Raw genomic sequence first — 18,328 nt, 5'->3', positions numbered from 1 at the left:
CGGCGTCCTTGAAAAACGGCGGTTGACCCGGTCGTCTGGGGCGGTTTACCAGGCATAGGTCAGGCGCGCCACCAGGCCCTCGGCGCGGTCGTCGCCGAAGATCCGATCGCGGTATTGCACAGTCAGGTCCAGGTAGGACTGCGGTGCCCGGTACTGGGTTTCACGCATCCAGTAGCGCAGGCCGACGCCCACCCCCGCGCCCCCGGCCGTGCCGGGACGGCCCTGGCCGTCGGTCTCGCTGCGCATCCGCGCGTCGTAGTCGGTGGCCAGCACCGCATGAGGAAAGACCACCAGCGTCGGGCTGATGGCGTCCAGGCGCAGGCTGCGGCCGATCTGCCACTCGCTGACGGCGTAGTTGCGCGCGGCCTGCAGGTAGCGCCCGGCTTCCAGGTACAACTGCGAGGTCCACCAGCTGGGTTCATCGACGCGCAGGTCGGTGCCGTTGCTCAGGCCGTAGCCCAGGCGCAGCAGCCAGTCGCCATCGGGGCCGTTCGAGCCGAGGGGGAAGGTGCGTTCCACGGCGAGCATGACGTTGTGCGCGGCCAGTGGCTTGGCACGCACCCCCACGGCGCCGGACAGCGCATCGAGGCCGCCGCCGCCTTGCCGGCTCCACAGGGTGTCGGTGACGCGGCCGTAAAGCTCGACGAAGCGTGCGTTGTTGTAGCCCAGCGGCCGCCAGGCCAGCTCGGTGATGTTCTGCAGGCTGTCCAGGCGCGCGCCTGGCGTGCCGGCCAGGCCGCTGGCGGTCGTCGCGCCGCGATAGCTGGTGGTGTTGACCAGGCTCCAGCGTCGCGCCAGGTCGGCCACGGCGCGCCGGGTGTCGAACACCTGCTGGTCGTTCATCGTCAGTTGGCCAGCGCGCTGCTGGTCCAGCACCCGTTCGAACCAGGCGATGGCCTGGGCATCGTCGCCGTTACGCTGTGCGCTGTAGGCCGCATCGCGCAGGGCCTCGGCCTGCAGGCCGGTGTCGCGATCCGCCGCACGGAAGGTCGCCAGTGCCTGTGCAGGTTCGCCGGCCTGGCTCAGCAGGTAGGCCAGTTGCACCTGGTCAGCGCCTTGTAGCTGGCCCTGGCGCTGCGCCGTCAGCAGCTCGCGCAGGGCCGGTTCTGGCTGGTTGAGGGCGACATGCAGCGCGGCGCGCTCGCGCTCGGGCAGGTCGTTCTGCAACAGCGCCTGGTTGAAGTCCTGGTGTGCGCCCGGCAGGTCGCCGAGGCGCCGGCGCATCTGCCCACGGTGCACCAGCAGGACGCTGTCATGGGCGTTCAGGCGCAGGGCGTCGCTGGCGGCATCGCGGGCCGCCGGGTACTGCCCGTCGGCGACCAGTGCGTCGACCAGCAGGCGTCGGTAGGCCAGTTTCTGTGCGTCCAGCTGCACCACCTCGCGGGCCAGGCGCACCGCCTGTGCCGAATCGCCACGGGCCAGGGCGGCATAGCCGAGGTCGGCAACGTCCACGGCCTGCTGGGCCTCGATCGACTGGCGACGCTGCAGCAGTTCCGGGCGCGGACCGAAGCGCGCCAGGGCGTCCAGGGTGGCGACATGCGCCGGCTCCAGTTGCTGTTGACGCTGCAGGGTTTCGATCAGCATCAGGCGGTAGGCGTAATTGTCCGGGGCTTGTTCGACGGCACGGCGCGCGGCCTGTGTGGCGGCAGGGTAAGCGCCGCGCTGATAGTCGCGCAGCGCCTGGCTGGCGGCCTGATAGCCCCTGCTGGCGCTGTCGGCGACGGCGGCAGCGTGAGGCCGTGAGGCCGCTGTACCGTGCTGCCGATCATGCAAGATCTGGTCGATCAGCCTTTGCAGTTGCACGGCATCGGGGCGTTGGCGCTGCGCCTCGCGGGCCTTGGCCAGGGCCGTGTCGTAGTCCTGGCGGGCATAGGCCTGGCTGGCCTCTTCGGCCAGCCGATAGGCCGGCCCGCTGAGCGGCAGCGGCAGGGTGTCGGCGAGGGTACTGACGGGCAGCAGGAGCAGGCCGGCCAGGCAGGGGAGCAGGGCAGGCTTCATGAGACAGGCTCCTGCGGGGCGAAACGGTACTGGCGCGCCACCGCCTGGTCGATGACCTCACGCGACAGCACGCCGATGCCCACCAGGTAATCACCGATACGGCCATGTTCGTCCGGCCGGTAGTGGAGCATCGCGTCGTCGAACACACGGCGGTCGATCTGCCCGGATTCGATCAACAGGTCGCCGAGCAGCGGCGCGCTGGCGGCCGGCGGCGCGCCGTCCGGGGTGCTGCCCAGTTCACGCAGGCAGGCGGTGATCTCGCTTTCCCGGGCAATCAGCTGCGCGGGCTCGGCGCCCAGTTGCGTGGTCAGCTGCTGCAGGCCTTCGGCGGGCAGCGGGCTGGTCACCGCGATGCGCGGCCGGCCCTGGGCGTCGGGGCTCAGCGCCACGGCGCGCCAGCGCCGCAGGTGCTCATCGTTGGCGCGGTCTTCATGCCGATGATTCGCCAGGTCGTAGACACGCGGCAGGTCGCTCTGGAAGGCGATGGCCTCGGCCAGGGTCTCGTCGTCCAGCCAGCCGCGGCCCAGCAGGATGCGTCCCAGCGGCAAGGGGCGGTCTTTCTGTTCGGCCAGTGCGGCCTGCAGGGTTTCGTCGCTGATCGCCTGCCACGACACCAGCAGGTTGCCCAGCTTGCGCGGCGCGATGGCCACCAGGTCGGTGGACGGAAAGTCGTGCATGGTCTTGTCCCAGGCCAGCTTGCGGCCCAGCAGCTTGCCGATCAGGAACATGCGCCAGGCCCGTGCGGCTGCCATGAAGTTGACGAAGTTGCCGATGATCATCCGCGGTATCGACAGCAGGCCGTGCTGCCAGCCGTACAGCACGGTGGTGAAGTAGACACGGTGGGCCATGCGCCAGGCCAACGAGAACAGGTTGGCGACCAGCAACAGCTCGACCAGGCGGCTGCTGTCGAACAGGGTCGGGAAGCTCACCGTCCACAGGCGGGTGTAACTCAGCACCAGCAGCACCAGCACCTGCAGGAGGATCACGTAGGTGATGATGCTGACGAACGAGGTGACCAGCCCCTTGCGGTCGCGGAACAACAGGTAGCGGTTGGCCAGCGAACCGCTCCAGCCCATCTGCTCCCAGCCCTGCAGGCCGATGCCCAGAGTCCAGCGGGCCTTCTGGCGAAACGCCGTGCGGAAGGTGTCGGGGAAGAACTCGCGCACGCACAGCGGCATGGTCAGGGTGGTTTCGTAGGGCGCTCGGAACCACGACTTACGCAGGATGCGGTACTGCACCGGGAAGCGCACGAAGATCGCGTTCATGCCGTGCCGGGCCAGGCGTGCACCCACGTCGTAGTCTTCGGTGAGGCTGTCGGTGTTGAACGGCTGGTTCTGGTTTTCCGCCGCCAACACCTGCAGGGCGCGGTGCGAGAAACAGGTGCCCACGCCGGCCGACGGCACGGTGTCGGTGAGGCTCTCGCGCACCACCAGGTCCTTGCCGTGCCATTCGGCGAACTCGTCCATGTAGGTGCCGGCCACCCATTCGTACCAGTTGCGCTCCAGCGACACCACCGGCAGCTGGATCATGTCCTTGCGTGGCAGCAGGTAGTTGAACAGGCGCAGCTCCAGCGGGTGCAGCACGTCTTCGCTGTCGTGCAGCACCACGCCGGCGAAGGTCATGCCATGGGTCTTCTCGTGCAGGAAGATCGCCTGGATCACCCAGTTCAGGCAGTCGGCCTTGCAGGTGGGGCCGGCGTGCGGCACCTCGACGCGATGCAATAGCCGGTAGCGCCGGCGCATGCGTTCGACCTCGTCGATGGTGCGCTGATCGTTGACGTAGGTGCCGACGAAGACCACGTAGTTGCGGTAGTCCAGTGTCGAGACCATGTTCTCGATCATCGGTGCGATGACGTCGTATTCCAGCCAGGCCGGGACCATGATCGCCAGCGGCTGCTCTTCCTTGGCCAGCAGCTGCGCCTCGCTCAGCGGGCGGAACTGGCGCTCGGCGGTGAACTTGCGATACAGGCGCCGGGCCCAGTACCACAGGTCGACGAACAGGTCGTCCAGGGCAGAAATCAGGATCAGCACCGCGACCACCAGGGTCGCGGCCTCCAGGAAGCTGTAGTAATGGGCCAGCCAGTAGGGCCAGTAGAGCGAGGTCATGACCGCTGCATCTACTGACGCTTGCGCCGCGCACGGCGGCCGGCCAGCACGATGACCAGCAGGGCCAGCAGCGCACCGGGAATCAGCCACAGCCGCGAAGGCTGGCGCCAGGCGTCCAGGCCTACCGGCTCGTTGGCCTGCACCAGCAGGTTGCCGTTCGGGTCCTGGGTGCTGAAGGTCGCCAGTGAGCCTTCGGCGCCGATGATCGAGGCATCGCCACGGCCCAGCAGCAGGGCTTTCTCAGGGGCGGCCGGGTGTGCGCCCAGGCTGGTGTAGAGCACCCCATGCTGCTGGCCGGCATCGATCACCTGCAGGGCGGCCAGTTGGTCCAGGGGCTGGATCTGCAGCCAGGGTTCGGCCTTGTGCTTGATCAGCAAGCGGCCCTGGGCGTCGGCCTGGACGGCCAGCTCGGTGTCCTTGGGGGGCAGGTCGAAGGCCAGGAACGGGCGCTCCGGGGTCAGCTGCGCGGGACCGGCAGCCTGCACCTGCAGTTGCGCGTGTAAGGGCGAAACGCCTGTGGCGTCGGCCACCTTGATGAGCGTCGGCAGGCGGCTGGCGGCCTGTTCCAGCCAGGCCTGCGGCACCAGGACCTGGCTGTCGCCGGCGAAGCGCGCGGCCATGCCGGCGAAGTTGGCGCTCGGCGTGGCCGGCTCCAGTACCAGGTGACTGGTCGGCAGTACGGTGACGGGGAAGGCCTGCGGGGTTTCCCGGCAGCGGTTGCTGACCGGCTGGCGCTGGAAGAACACTCGCAGCACGTTGCGCGAGCCCAGGGCATAGGCCGGGATACGCGCCTCCAGGCGCTGTTGCTGGCCATCGGTGACCAGTTGCGCGGCGCCGATCAGGTAGTCGTTGAGAAACAGCGACAGCACCGGCGCGGTGTCCGAGGCTCCTGGTGCGGCGGTCACGTCGATCACCGCACGGACCGGCAGGCGACCGTCACCGGCCACGTAGCCGAGCGGGAAGGTGGTGGTCCAGTCGCCGCTCGACAGCACTTGCAGGGTGGCCGGTTGGGTGCCCAGGCTGGCCAGGGCGATGCGCCCGTCCTGGCTCGGCGGTCGTTGCGCCTGGGCGATGCTCAGCTGGCTGCTGCGCGCCAGGCGATTCCAGGCCGCATCGAGCAGGCTGATGGCTTTGCCGGTGGCCCCGGGGGCGATCGACAGCACTGGACGGCTGCCGAGCATCGCCAGGCGGATGTCGTCCTGGCCCAGCGCCTGCACGCTGGCCTGCAGGTGCCGCTCGCGCCATTTGCCCAGTGCGCGCGCGGCCTGGGCATCGACCGCCTGCACCTGGGCCTGCAAGGCCTCCAGGGCCGCGTCGAGGGCCTGGCTCAGCTGCGCGTCGGCGACCGCCAGGTCGGCCTGCACGTTCGCGGTCTGGCCGAGCACCAGCAGGGCACCGACCTCGGCGACGTTCTGCAGGGTGTAGCGGCCCTGGCCGTTGAGGCTGGCGAAGGCCGGCACGCTGCGCAGCGCCTCGGGCACCTTCAGCCCGTCCAGCAGCAAGGTGTCGCCCACCGCCGGCAGCGGCAGGATCCGCGCCTGCTTGCCGACGCGTTCCAGGGCCACGCCCAGACGCCAGGCGGCGTCGAAACTGGCGGTCGACAGCGGGCCAGGGGCGACCAGCAGGCCGGGTTGGCCGGGCAGGGCATTCCAGGCCACGCCGATGTCGTGCAGCTGGCTGGCATCGTAGCTGTAGCGCAGGCGTGTGTCGGGCTCGACGCGCAACACGTTACCGATGGCGCGTTCGTCCTCGCACAGCGCCTGCGAGGTGCTCGCCGACCAGGCCATGCCCAGACGCACCGAGCCGCTCGGCCGGGCGCTCTTGTCGACGCCCAGGGTCACGCTGGCATCGCCCTGCGGGTCGTTCAGGCCCTGGGCGTTGACCGGGTAGCCGTCCAGCGACAGCAGCAGGGTGTTGCGCCCACGTTCGCTGTTCAGGTAGCTGGCGTTGAAGTTCAGCGTGGCATCGCTGAGCGGGATACCGGCCGGCACCGGCAGATACAGCTCGCGCTTGGCGGCCTCGGTACTGAGCACGATGGCGTCGCGGATGCCCAGGTCTTTGAGGCTGATCTCACGTTCCTGGCGCAGGTTGGCATCGAGCTGTGCCAGGGCTTGGCTGAGCGGGCTGTCGGCAGCCAGCACGGCGCCGGGCGCCAGCATCAACAGGCCGGCCGCGCTGGCCAGGACACGGGCCACGCCCTGGGGAATGAATGTCATCGCAAGAGTCTCGAACAAGTGGAAAGCGGATCTTCTGAAACGGGGGGCTGTGCAGGCGCTCAACCGGGCACGGTCTGGCCTGGCACAGCCAGCGGCTGCGCCGCCTGTGGCATACGCACGGCGAACTCGCTGACCGGGCGGCCCAGCAGGGCATCGACGATCCGCGCACTGGCCTGGCCGTCGCCATAGGGGTTGCAGGCCTGGGCGCTCTGGCGCCACAGCGCCTCGTCGTCGAGCAGTGCGCTGACCCCCTGTTCGATGGACTGCGTCGAGGTGCCGACCAGGCGCGCGGTGCCGGCGGCCACGGCTTCGGGGCGCTCGGTGACATCGCGCATCACCAGCACCGGCTTGCCCAGCGTCGGCGCCTCTTCCTGTACGCCGCCGGAGTCGGTGAGCACCACGTGGGCGCGCTGCATCAAACGCACGAAGGACAGGTAGTCCTGCGGCTCGATCAGGTGCACGTTGTGCAGCCCGCCGAGCTGCTCGGTGACCGGGCCCTTGACGTTGGGGTTCAGGTGCAGCGGGTAGACGATCTGCAGGTCGGCGCGTTGTGCCAGGCGGCGCAGGGCCTGGCAGATGTGGCGCAGGCCCTCGCCGAAATTCTCCCGCCGATGGCCGGTGACCAGCAGCAGCCTGCGCCCGGGCTGCAGGAAGCCGAAGCGGTTGTCCAGGCGCTGGCGCAGGTGATCATCGTCGTCGATGCGTCGGGCGGTTTTCTGCAGGGCATCGATGACGGTATTGCCGGTGACCCAGATCTGCCCGGCGAGGCGTTCGTCGAGCAGGTTGCAGCGGGACTCGGCGGTAGGCGCGAACAGTTGGTCGGCGATCAGGTCGATGCTGCGCCGGTTCATTTCTTCCGGCCAGGGCTGGCGGAGGTCGCCGGTGCGCAGCCCGGCTTCGACATGCCCGACCGGAATGCGCCGGTGGAAGGCCGCCATGGCGGCGACCAGGGCCGTGGTGGTGTCGCCGTGCACCAGCACGCGGTCAGGTCGTTCGGCTTCGAGCAGCGGGTCGATGGCGTCGAACAGCGCGGCGGTCAGGCTGTTGAGGCTCTGGTTCGGGCGCATCACGTCCAGCCGGCAGTGCGCCTTGAGGCCGAACAGGTCCATGACCTGGTCGAGCATCTGCTGGTGCTGGCCGGTGATGCAGACGCGTGACTCCAGGCTCGGCTCGGCCGCCAGTGCCTTGACCAGCGGCGCCATCTTGATGGCCTCGGGGCGGGTGCCGAAGATCGAAAGAATACGCAAACGGTTGATGATGGCCTCCCCGGCAACAGATGTTGCACTGACAAGCACGGCGCCGCTTCGCCAAGGAGGCGGGCCACCGGTGATAAATGAATAGGCATTCGGCGAACGTGTTAAAGCGGGAAGGCACGCTCGATTAAAAACAGGACGTTTGAAGAGCCCCATAGCGCGCGGATTATTCACCTTTATGGGCGTCAATGCAAAACGATAATGGGGCGTTTAAAAACTTTTTGAAAACAGCTGTTTGAAGTGCGGAAAGATTCCTGTTTGAAATACAGGCGCTTTTTCGATGCTTCCTAACAATCGGTATCTATTTGAATTTAAATATATTTTTTGAAGGTATTGGAAGTTTTTTGGCGGAGGGAGGGGGCATTGATGAGGGATTGGAGACTTTATCTTGGCGCCAAAAATATGAATTCATGACCGCCGTAAGAGGCACCGATTAGATACCGGGGTATTGCACGGTTGATGAATAGCGCGTGATCGGGGTAACGGATTAGTGAAGGGCAATGAGGTGTGGCTAATAACCACCGATTAGAGGGGCGGCGCCGGTGCGTGTTGCACTGACGCCCTGCGATAGCGGGTCGGGTATTTTTCGCTACAGTGGTATTAACACTGAAATTTCCATTCGCCGTCCCCTTCGCAGTCAGGAGGGAGTGTTATAGGCTGCCGTGCAATGCGCTTCACCCGAGCCGTCGATCATGCGCCCCGCTTTCGGCTGAAACTTTACCTGTAGTGAGAAACCACGCGATGCCCACGACTGCGCTAGTGATCTGTGATGACTCGAACATGGCGCGCAAGCAATTGCTCCGGGCCCTGCCACCCGAATGGGAGGTGTCGGTGACCATGGCCAACAATGGCCTGGAAGGTTTGCAGGCAGTGCGCAACGGCTTGGCCGAGGTCATGCTGCTGGACCTGACCATGCCGGTGATGGACGGCTACCAGACCCTGGCGGCGATGCGCGCCGAAGGGTTGGAGCCCAAGGTTATCGTGGTGTCTGGCGACGTCCAGGACGAAGCCGTACGCCGAGTGATGGAACTGGGCGCCCTGGCGTTCCTGAAGAAGCCGGCCGAGCCGGTCGAGCTGCAGGCCACCCTGCAGCGTCTCGGGCTGATCGCCGAGGCCAGGCCCCAGCCCGCGCCGACCCAAGCGCCAGCGGCCCCGGTGGCGCGCCAGGTGCCGGCGGGTGCCGAGGGCAACATCAGTTTCAATGACGCCATGCGCGAGACCGTCAACGTCGCCATGGGCCGCGCCGCGGCGCTGCTGGCCAAGGTGCTGGGGGTGTTCGTGCAGCTGCCGGTGCCCAACGTCAACATGCTGGAGGTCGGCGAGCTGCACATGGCCCTGGCCGATGCCGACCGTGGCCAGCGCCTGACCGCCGTGTGCCAGGGGTACATCGGTGGCGGCATCGCCGGCGAGGCGCTGTTGCTGCTGCACGACTCGGAAACCGCCGACATCGCCCGGCTGATGAAGGGCGACTCGCCTGACTACAGCGACATGGAAATGCTCCTGGACCTCTCGACCCTGGCCATCGGTGCCTGCCTGAGCGGCATCGGCGAGCAGATCGACGTGCCATTCTCCCTGGGCCACCCGCAGATCCTCGGCCAGCAGAGCGGCATCAGCGACCTGATCGACGTCAACCAGAAGCGCTGGAAGAAGACCCTGGCCGTGGAAGTCAGCTACAGCGTGGAAGGCCACAACATCCACTTCGACCTGCTGATGTTGTTCACCGAAGATTCGGTCGAGCGCCTCTCGCGCAAACTCGCCTACATGATGAGCTGATCCGATGAGCAACCCTATCGATATCAAAGAGCTTCACTGGCTGCTGGCCGTTACCCAGAACATCGACGTGGGCATCGTGGTGATGGACCGCGACCTGCAGGTGCAGGTGTGGAACACCTTCATGGAAAACCGCTCCGGGGTGATCCCCTTCGACGCCATCGGCAAGTCGTTCTTCGAGCTGTTCCCGGAGGTCAACCCCGCCTGGTTCCGCAAGAAGGTCGACAATGTGGTGACCCTTGGCATGCCGGCGTTCACCATCTGGGAACAGCGGCCCTACCTGGTGCGTTTCAAGAACTACCAGCCGATCACCGGCCAGGAAGCGTTCATGTACCAGAACACCAGCCTGTTTCCGCTGCGCGGCACCACCGGTGAGATCACCCACACCTGCCTGGTGATCTACGACGTGACCGACGTGGCCGCCAACCGCCACCAGTTGATCAGCGCCAACCAGCAGCTGCAGCAGCTGACGGGCGCCAAGCCGTGAGCCTGACCGGCTAGGCGGGCGGCGCGCTCTGCTCTTGTTGAGCGAGCTTGCTCGCGAATAGGCTTTAATCGGTGTGAAGCCCTTCGCGAGCAAGCTCGCTGCAACAGGTTCCAGGCCTGTGTCTTCGCGCCGGCTCAGTAGTTACCCACCCAGCGTTCGCTCGGCTGGGTACGCCGACCCAGTACGCCGGCGGCCGCCGCCACCAGGCCGGAAATCACCAAAGTCACCAGCAGCACCCAGGAGGCCTGGGAGACACGCTTGGCGGTCACCTCGGCGGCTTCACGGGCCTTCTGCTCGGCCTGCGCCTTGAGTTCCTGGTACTTGGCGTAGGCCTGGCGGTAGCTGGCCTGGGCCTGGTCGACGATCTGGTTGGCTTCGGCATCGGTCTTGTTGCCGCGAGCCTTGATCAGGTTGACCAGTGCCTGGCGGTCGGCGGCATCCCAGGCTTCGTTGCCCTTGGCCTTGATACGGTCGAGCAGGCCACCGAGCTGTTCATCGGCCTGTTGCGGATTACTGGCGCTGCGCTCGGCGGTGTTCTGTGCGTCCTGCGCTGCAGCATCGGCCTCCTGGCGCACGTTGTCGGGGTTGAGTTGCGGTTTTCCGGTCTGGCGCATGGCCGTTTCGATTTCGTTCTGGATGTCGTTGAGGTTGAAATCGATGCCTTGCTGTTTCATCTGCTCCTGGATCTTGTCGCCCAGTGCCGGGGCCACCTGGGCGATGCCGCTGCCCACCGCCGACAGACCGCTGTCGGCCAGGTTCAGGCCGCTGCGCACCACACCGGTGACCGCGCTGGACACCAGGTAAACGGTGATCAGCGACACCGAAGCCCACACCAGCAGGCCGTGAAAGGCGCCTTCACGCTGGGCCAGGCGGCCAGCCGCCCAGCCGCCGACGAACAGCGAGATTACCGAGCTGACCACCACCCAGATGCCGGCGCCGGTGCCCAGCCCGGCGACCGGGTTGGCTTCCTGCAACGGGTCGATGCTGGCGCTGCCGATGGCGGTGCCCAGCAGGCTGAGCAGTAGCGAAACGATCATGGCCAGCACCACGCCGGCGAGGATGGCGCTCCAGGAAATGCGTTTGAGCAAGGGCGTCATGGGTTGTGTGGCGGTATGACCGGGGTCGGCATAGCCTGCCGGTGGAGTGCGATCGTCGCGAATCATGGTGGTCATCCTCGGGGTCAATGGCAGGAACACCCGCTACGGGTGCACACAACGAAAGACTCGCGAGCTGTTCAGGAAGTTTGAAAAATCTGCCCGTTAACCCCCTGTTATTTCTCATTGTTAAGCCGCCGCTACGGTGCGCGGAACGGCGCCTGAACAGTCGCGGTCTCATGGCCCCCCGTAAGCGGGCCTGCGCATGCTAGGATCGCGATTTTTCCGCCGACATCCTCCAGAGGCATCATGCGACCTCAATCCACGATCACCGTTGTGCCTGTCAATCGCCCGCTCACCGGCAAGGTCAGCCCGCCGGGTTCCAAATCCATCACCAACCGCGCCCTGCTGCTGGCCGGCCTGGCCAAGGGCACCAGCCGCCTGACCGGCGCGCTGAAGAGCGATGACACGCGGGTGATGTCCGAGGCGCTGCGGCTGATGGGCGTGCAGGTCGACGAGCCGGACGACAGCACCTTCGTGGTCACCAGCAACGGCCACTGGCAGGCGCCGGGCCAGCCGCTGATGCTCGGCAACGCCGGTACCGCGACACGCTTTCTGACCGCCGCGCTGGCCAACTTCGAGGATGAGTTCGTGGTCGATGGCGACGAATACATGCGCAAGCGCCCCATCGGTCCGCTGGTCGATGCCCTGCAGCGCATGGGCGTGGACGTCAGTGCTCCCAGTGGCTGCCCGCCGGTGGCCATCAAGGGCCGTGGCGGCCTGGCTGCGGGGCGTATCGAGATTGATGGCAACCTGTCCAGCCAATATGTCTCGGCGCTGCTGATGGCCGGCGCCTGCGGCCAGGGTCCCCTCGAAGTGGCGCTGACCGGCAGCGAGATCGGCGCGCGTGGCTACGTGGACCTGACCCTGGCTGCGATGCGCGCCTTCGGCGCCGAGGTCGAGGCCATCGGCGACGCCGCCTGGAAGGTCTCGGCCACCGGCTACCGCGCCACGGATTTCCACATCGAGCCCGATGCTTCGGCGGCCACCTACCTGTGGGCGGCCCAGGCGCTGACCGGTGGTGACATCGACCTGGGCGTGGCCAACGATGCCTTCACCCAGCCCGACGCCCTGGCCAGCCAGGTAATTGCCCGCTTCCCGCACATGCCGGCGGTGATCGACGGTTCGCAGATGCAGGATGCGGTGCCGACCCTGGCGGTGCTGGCGGCCTTCAATGCAACACCGGTGCGCTTCGTCGGCATCGCCAACCTGCGAGTCAAGGAGTGCGACCGCACCCGTGCCCTGGCCGACGGCCTCAATGCCATTGCTCCGGGCCTGGCGGTGGAGGAGGGCGACGACCTGCTGGTGCATGCCGAGCCGAGCCTGGCCGGGCGCCAGGTGGACGCGCTGATCGACACCCACGCCGACCACCGCATCGCCATGTGCTTCGCCCTGGCCGGCCTGAAGATCGCCGGCATTCGTATCCAGGACCCGCTGTGCGTGGGCAAGACCTACCCCGGCTACTGGAACGCTTTGGAGTCCCTGGGTGTACAACTGATTCGCGTGGACTAGACACTGCGTTGGCGCGACGTTACATCGGTTCCCGGTCCTGACACCGAACCCGTTGGAGCGAGCTTGCTCGCGAAAAGGTCTGGCACGGTGGCGCGGCCCTTCGCGAGCAAGCTCGCTCAACAGTGGGCTGAGCCATCAGGCCGTCATTCCCTCCTCAGGCTCGGCAGCGAGCACCGGCCATTGGTCCAGGGCCTGGTTAAGCGCCAGTTGCGCCTGGGTGATCAGATGCAGGCTGGCCATGGCCAGGTGACGCGGCGGGCCTTGCAGGCCCTCGGCGCTTTCATAGGCCGTGGCGGTGGCGCAGTTGAGCAGCTCGACGGCGTGGGCCACGCGGCATTCGAGCAGGACGAGGGATGATTGAAGGGAAGGTGGGTCGGGGACGATCTTTTTCATGCGGTGACTCCCATTTGATTTCAGGAGCCGTCACCGTTCGCTACCAAACGAAGGGTGGCGGCCATGCGCAAGTTGGTAGACCGGTAAATGGGCAAAACCGGCGCGTCCGAGAACGCCAAGCGCACGGCCGCCATAAAGCTGACCGCAACGGCGCCTCACAGAAGATGGCGCCTTGCGCCCCATTTACCCAGGCCTACCAAACCTGGTCGCTGAATTGGCAGCGACGGCAGGAGGGTAGAAGCCTGAATGCATGGGCACAAGCGGCCGGGATTTTCTCGGAAATGTCCTTCAAGAGAAAGAGAGGCGTCTTGCAATCACGCACCTGCGTTCATTTGATGTAGGCATTCAGGCGCGTCAGGGCATCACTCAGGCTCTCTCCCTTATGCGCCAGGCGGCTGAGTTCATAGTTCGACAGCGCTATACGCTGGGGCGGCTTTTCTGCAGCAGGCTCGGCCTCGGCCGCAGGCAGCCGCTTGTGAGCGATGATGAAATTCAGGTGGGTGATCTTGCGGCAATGGCGCTTGAGTTCGTAGCGCACCCGTAACGGGCTGTGCTCGTTCAGCTGGCTTACGGCGGGTGCGATGACGTAGCGGCGCAGGTCGGCCATCAGGGGGTACTTGTCGTCCAGGCGCAGCCATTTGCGCAGATCGGCCAGGGCGATTTCCCGGCAACCGATGCTGGCGTACTGAACCAGCATCTCGAACAGCCGGATGCCGTAGAGGCTGGTCATCCTGGCCACATCGGACAGGTCATAGCGCGTGAACTGCTCTTTGAGTTCGGTCAGGAACGGCAGCATGTCTTTGTTGAAGCGCAGGCTGATGGCACCTTCACGCTCGTTGTAGACGATGCTCTGCACCCAACTGGCTTCCAGGGTCTTGGCCTTGCGGCCACCGCCATTGGGCTCCAGCTCAATGCTCACACCACGCTGGCGCAGCTTGCGCGACGCCTCGAGCAGTTCCTTGTAGATGGACTTACTGTCAGACCCGGTGGCCTTGACGATGCTGGCGACCGGGATGCTGTACAGCACCTCATCGGTAATCGGCGAACCGCGATCGACCTGGGCGATGCACGCCAGAATGATCCTTTGTTCAGCCACTGACAGCGTGTAGGACGCTTCGATGAGCGCGTTGGATTTATAGATTTTTTCTTGGGCCATGCGGGTAATGTGGAAAGGGCTTCGACGGTTTCCATGGTCACCCTGAATCGCACCACATTACCACCCTGAATCCCTCCATATCTCACCCTGAATCACACCACATTACACCCTGAATCCCTCCACATTTCGAAGCTGGAGGCCGCGTATATCAAGGCCTGTAGCGGTCCTAAAAGCTTTAAAAGATTAAAAAGAGAAAAAGCGCACGGCGCTGGAAACCAGCCCCTCAGGGCAGGCCCCAGGCCTGAGCCGAGAGGCAGCAGCCACCCTGAATCACACCACATGACGAATCGTTTCTTGATGCGACGGTCACCCCAGGGGCTATCTGGCCCGGGTGATTGGGCAGGGCGCAGGATGGATCTGCGCATGACCCTGAATCCTTCCACATTACGTGTAGGAACATTCTCAGCACAGGGTCAGGCGCACTACAGGTCAGTTAAGAGCTCTTCGGCTTCAGCGCCTCATCGGCGGTCTGGATGCTCGCATCGACCCATTTCTTGATTTCCAGCAGGGCCTCGAGGTGTTGCATCGGGTCGCGGCTGTGGGTGAAGAACAGCTGCTTGTAGATGCCGTAGCGCAGCTCGTCGAGTTCGATCTGGTTGAGCAGGAAGTGCTCGTTGGGAATCTCGCTGGGTGGGCTGTGGTGACTTTTGCCGATGAAGGCAATGCCGGGGTAGACGTGCAAGGCGTCGATCTTCCAGTTCGGTACCTGGCGGCGCACCTGTTCGGACAGCAGGTTGTTGATGTTGATGATGTCGATGGTCTGCTTGAGCCAGCGTACCGGCGTGTCGAGGAAGTCGCGGGCCAGGGTCGAGCCGTCGTACACCGGCCAGTAGGCGGTGAAGTAGTCCTCGAGGATGTAGTAGCCGCCGGGGCGCACGTGCTCGATCAGGTTGAACAGGCTGGCCAGCTGGTCGGAACGGCGATGGCTGCCGTCGTCGATGATCACGTCGAAGGGACCGTGCTGGCGGGCGAACTCGCGCAGCGCAGCCGGGTCGCCCTGGTCGATCACGAAGGTCTGCAGGCGTGGCCGGTCCAGGGCCTGCTTGGGGTAGATATCCAGGCCATACAGCTCGGCCTGTTCGAACACCTGGTGCCACATGTTCAACGAGGCGCCGCCGAGTTCGCGGTCTTCGCCGCCGATGCCGATTTCCAGCAGGCGCAGCGGTTGGTGCCACCAGTGCAGCAGGTGTCGCGCATAGTGGACGTGGTAGCCGTGCGGGATGACCTTGTCGCAGCCAAGGCGCTCGCCGGCCTGCTGCAGGGCCTGTTGCAGGGCGTGTTGTTCAGACATCGGCAAACACCTCGCGGATCATGGCACGGTGCGCATCCGTCCAGGTTTCGTCCCAGCTGCGAGGCCAGTTCACCTCGGCGTGGCGCAGGCGCGCTTCGACGTCGGCGGTGCGGCGTGCGCCTTCGACCAGGGCCTGGGTCAGGGCAGGCAGTTCCGGGGGCGCGGGGATGATATTGGCGGAAATGCCGGTGAGGTAGTCGGCCGTCTTGGTCTCGAAGGTGTTGGTGACCACGATGGCGCCCGCTGCGGCGAGGTCGATCGGTATCAGGCTGGGGTGGGGCGAAGACATCAGGGTCAGGCACAGGTCGAAGGTCTTGGTGACGTCCTGATACTCCTGCAGCGACATGCGCGGCAGCTGGCGCACGACGACGCCGGGGCCGAGTTGGACGGTGGTGTTGCCGATGCCCATGCCGTAGAACTCCCAGGTTTCGGCGGCGAAGGCGCCCTGCTTGAAGGCCTCGATCAGCGCCAGGGCGGCCATCTCGAACATGTTGCGGTTGACCGCCGGGCGGCTGTAGAAGACCAGGCGCTTGCCGGACTGAGCCTTGGCCTGGCGAAACTGTTCGGCCGGGTAGATGGATGACGAGCAGGCGTTATTGAAGCTGCTCGCACGCAGCTGCGGGTCGTCGCTGATGATCGCCTGCTGTCTGAGGTAGGCGAGCAGGGCACTGGACGAGGCGAGGGTGTGGTAGCGCAGCGCGTAGGAACGGCGCGCCATGCAATACAGGCTGTTGAACGGGTGGAACGCCGCCTCGAAGTCCTGGATCAGGTACAGGAAGGGCCGCTGACCGGTCAGGCCGGCGATCTTCTCGGCGAAGTAGGCGCTGTACCACACCGTGGCCACGCAGTTGTCATGTGTTGAAACGCGCAGCGGCTGGGTGCGGGCGCCGATGTACTCGATGTCCAGGCGCTCGAACAGCTTCTCCATGGTCGGGAAGCGCGCCAGGGCTTCGCGGAACTGTCGGGCGTCGTAGTTGAAGTTGTCGAACAGCACCAGGCGCACCCGATAGCCCTGTTCGGCGATGAACAGCGCGACATTGAAGACCCCGAAGAAACCGGCGGAAATGGTGCTGATGGTGAACGCCGGCACCAGCACGTTGATGCGCCGCGGCGCTGCGGGGTCGACCTGCACTTCGGGCAGGTTGTAGATACGGTTGACCATCAGGTTGAGCAGGTGCTCGTCGTAGATCTGCGGCCGCTCGATTTCGGCCTTTTCCTGGTCGCGCATCAGGCGCGGCAGCGGAATCACCAGGCTCATGCCTTGTAGCGCGTAGTAGGCCATGCGCGCCCGCGCTGGCAGGCGGGCCGGTGAGGCGGCCTCATGGTGGGTGGCCAGCGCCAGGCGGCAGGCATAAGGGCCAAACACCTCAAAGGCTATAGTTTTTATGATCCTCAGCATGGCTGACTTGATCATCAGGGCCTCCCTGGGATGTGATGTCGACGATGCTGCCGGCCTCCAGACGCAGCGTGGTGGTGCAGAAGCGCTGAATGAGCGAGGGGGAATGCGAGGCCAGCACGACGATCTTGGACTGCTTCATGAGCTGCTCCATGCGTTGCCGGGCCTTGTCCTGGAAGGCCGCGTCGCCCACCCCCAGCACTTCGTCGATCAGCAGGATGTCGGTGGGGTAGAGGGTCGAGACGGCGAACATCAGGCGCAGTTGCATGCCGGACGAATACGAGCGCACCGGCAGGTCCAGGTAACCGCCCAGCCCGGAGAAGTCTTCGATGTCGCTGATGGCGTCTGGCAGCTGCTGGAGCGGGTAGCCATAGAGGCGTGCCAGGCGGCCGATGTTGGCGCGGCCCGACAGTTCATGGTCGATCCCCACGCCCAGCTCCAGCAGGGCGCGGGTACTGCCGTCAATGCGCAGGCTGCCTTGCGTCGGCGTGTGGATACCCGCCAGCAGGCGCAACAGCGTGCTCTTGCCCGAGCCGTTATGACCGACCAGGCCGATACGGTCGCCGTCGCGGATGCTCAGGTTGATGTCCTTGAGCGCCTGCACATAGACCGTGTGCTCATGGTCGCTGGACAGCGCGCCACCGGTGCTCATGCGCACCAGACGCCGGCGCAGCGAGGCACCGGATTCGCTGATCACCGGAAAGGTCAGCGAGACGTTGCGCAACTCGATGCCGGGCATTTCAGAGCCACATCACGATGTGCTGGCGAGAGCGGCTGAACAGCTGCAACGCCAGGGTCCAGCCAACGGCCGCCAGGGCGAGCATCAGCAGGTAATCGTTCAAGGTGAAAGGCAGTTCCAGCAGCGGGTTCTTGACCAGCACGAACAGCCGGGTAAGCGGGTTGTAGTCGAACCAGGCGGCGGCCGCCGCGAGGTCCGAGGACTTGTAGAGGATCGGGGTGAGAAAGAACAGTACGGGCATCAAGGCCTCGATGGAGGGCCCCAGGTCACGGAAGCGTGCGCCCAGGGTGGCGATCAGCAGCGCCAGCCAGCCCAGGTTGAGCACCAGGATCAGCAGCCCAGCCAGGGCCCAGAGCAGGTTGAGCGGCGCCGGAAAGCCGTAGATCAGGAATACCAGGACGATGATCAGCAGGTTGTGGGCGAAGTTGATCAGGTGCCGGGTGACCAGGCGCAGTACGTGCAGCAGCAGCGGCAGAGGGTAGTTGCGGATGATCGCGGCCTGATGGGTGAAGCCGTTGGCCGACTCGGTGAGGATGCCGGCGATCATGTACCAGAGCACCAGCCCGACGGCGAGGCTGGGCATCAGGCTGGCCAGGTCGGTGTGCATCACCAGGCTCCAGACCTGTGCCAGGCCGATGACGCCCAGCGCCGTGCCCAGGGTGATCCACCAAGGACCCAGCGTGCTGCGGATGTACCGCGCGCGGGTGTCGCTGAGCGAGAAATGCAGCCAGATGTCAGGCCTGGCCAGGGACTGGCGCAGGTCGTCGATGCCCGTTTTCATGGTGCAGTATCCGTAAAGAAACCGGAGAAAACGGCGACGACTTCATGAACATGACTGCCGATCAGGACAGGCTAGCC

The 18,328-nt window shown here is 65.5% G+C and carries 14 protein-coding genes; 3 read left to right on the top strand and 11 right to left on the bottom strand.

All coding sequences use genetic code 11. From position 1 onward, the window contains the following. Positions 1-45 precede the first annotated feature (45 nt). The 4 genes from RRX38_RS24750 to wecB are packed head-to-tail and all read right to left on the bottom strand — an operon-like array spanning position 46 to position 7,566. On the bottom strand, positions 46-1,998 hold the full coding sequence (locus tag RRX38_RS24750) for an NfrA family protein (protein WP_315962756.1): 1,953 nt from the start codon (positions 1,996-1,998) through the stop codon (positions 46-48). Further along, positions 1,995-4,103, bottom strand: coding sequence for a glycosyl transferase family protein (locus tag RRX38_RS24745; protein ID WP_315962755.1), 2,109 nt, complete (start codon positions 4,101-4,103; stop codon positions 1,995-1,997). Before RRX38_RS24745 ends, RRX38_RS24750 begins: the two co-directional genes overlap by 4 nt. A gap of 11 nt (positions 4,104-4,114) precedes the next feature. Further along, positions 4,115-6,319 carry a cellulose biosynthesis cyclic di-GMP-binding regulatory protein BcsB gene (locus RRX38_RS24740; protein ID WP_410524935.1) on the bottom strand — a complete coding sequence of 735 codons (2,205 nt, stop codon included), beginning with the start codon at positions 6,317-6,319 and terminating at the stop codon, positions 4,115-4,117. A gap of 59 nt (positions 6,320-6,378) precedes the next feature. Beyond that, positions 6,379-7,566 carry a non-hydrolyzing UDP-N-acetylglucosamine 2-epimerase gene (gene wecB, locus RRX38_RS24735; RefSeq protein WP_410524938.1) on the bottom strand — a complete coding sequence of 396 codons (1,188 nt, stop codon included), beginning with the start codon at positions 7,564-7,566 and terminating at the stop codon, positions 6,379-6,381. A 747-nt stretch (positions 7,567-8,313) separates the two neighbouring features. On the opposite strand from wecB, the gene RRX38_RS24730 reads away from it, so the two are divergent. Together RRX38_RS24730 and RRX38_RS24725 are read left to right on the top strand one after the other, a co-directional pair. Continuing rightward, a complete protein-coding gene (locus RRX38_RS24730; protein ID WP_315962753.1) occupies positions 8,314-9,345 on the top strand; it encodes a response regulator in 1,032 nt (343 codons plus the stop codon). Positions 9,346-9,349: 4 nt separating this feature from the next. Continuing rightward, a complete protein-coding gene (locus tag RRX38_RS24725; protein WP_315962752.1) occupies positions 9,350-9,829 on the top strand; it encodes a PAS domain-containing protein in 480 nt (159 codons plus the stop codon). A 134-nt stretch (positions 9,830-9,963) separates the two neighbouring features. Here RRX38_RS24725 and RRX38_RS24720 read toward each other — a convergent pair whose 3' ends face one another. Next, complete coding sequence (locus tag RRX38_RS24720; protein WP_410524934.1) at positions 9,964-10,992, bottom strand: hypothetical protein; 1,029 nt, start codon at positions 10,990-10,992, stop codon at positions 9,964-9,966. A gap of 240 nt (positions 10,993-11,232) precedes the next feature. On the opposite strand from RRX38_RS24720, the gene aroA reads away from it, so the two are divergent. After that, the gene (gene aroA, locus RRX38_RS24715; RefSeq protein ID WP_315962751.1) at positions 11,233-12,495 is read left to right on the top strand and encodes a 3-phosphoshikimate 1-carboxyvinyltransferase; all 1,263 of its coding nucleotides are present in this window, start codon (positions 11,233-11,235) and stop codon (positions 12,493-12,495) included. 135 nt (positions 12,496-12,630) lie between these two features. Here aroA and RRX38_RS24710 read toward each other — a convergent pair whose 3' ends face one another. From RRX38_RS24710 to RRX38_RS24685, 6 genes are all read right to left on the bottom strand, one after another. Further along, a complete protein-coding gene (locus tag RRX38_RS24710) occupies positions 12,631-12,888 on the bottom strand; it encodes a DUF6124 family protein (RefSeq protein WP_315962750.1) in 258 nt (85 codons plus the stop codon). 328 nt (positions 12,889-13,216) lie between these two features. Then, positions 13,217-14,044 carry a replication initiation protein gene (locus tag RRX38_RS24705; RefSeq protein WP_315962749.1) on the bottom strand — a complete coding sequence of 276 codons (828 nt, stop codon included), beginning with the start codon at positions 14,042-14,044 and terminating at the stop codon, positions 13,217-13,219. 433 nt (positions 14,045-14,477) lie between these two features. Then, entirely contained in the window at positions 14,478-15,335 is an 858-nt protein-coding gene (locus RRX38_RS24700; RefSeq protein ID WP_315962748.1) for a class I SAM-dependent methyltransferase, read from the bottom strand. After that, positions 15,328-16,701, bottom strand: a complete 1,374-nt coding sequence (locus tag RRX38_RS24695) for a hypothetical protein (protein WP_315962747.1) — start codon at positions 16,699-16,701, stop codon at positions 15,328-15,330. Before RRX38_RS24695 ends, RRX38_RS24700 begins: the two co-directional genes overlap by 8 nt. Position 16,702: 1 nt before the next feature. Then, entirely contained in the window at positions 16,703-17,470 is a 768-nt protein-coding gene (locus tag RRX38_RS24690; protein WP_315962746.1) for an ABC transporter ATP-binding protein, read from the bottom strand. Position 17,471: 1 nt separating this feature from the next. Continuing rightward, on the bottom strand, positions 17,472-18,251 hold the full coding sequence (locus tag RRX38_RS24685; protein ID WP_315962745.1) for an ABC transporter permease: 780 nt from the start codon (positions 18,249-18,251) through the stop codon (positions 17,472-17,474). Between the last annotated feature and the right edge of the window lie 77 nt (positions 18,252-18,328).

The organism is Pseudomonas sp. DTU_2021_1001937_2_SI_NGA_ILE_001 (genome assembly GCF_032463525.1).
Taxonomy (GTDB): domain Bacteria; phylum Pseudomonadota; class Gammaproteobacteria; order Pseudomonadales; family Pseudomonadaceae; genus Aquipseudomonas.
The sequence above is the reverse complement of the archived record's forward strand: the minus strand, read 5'-3'. Positions and strand labels throughout refer to the sequence as shown.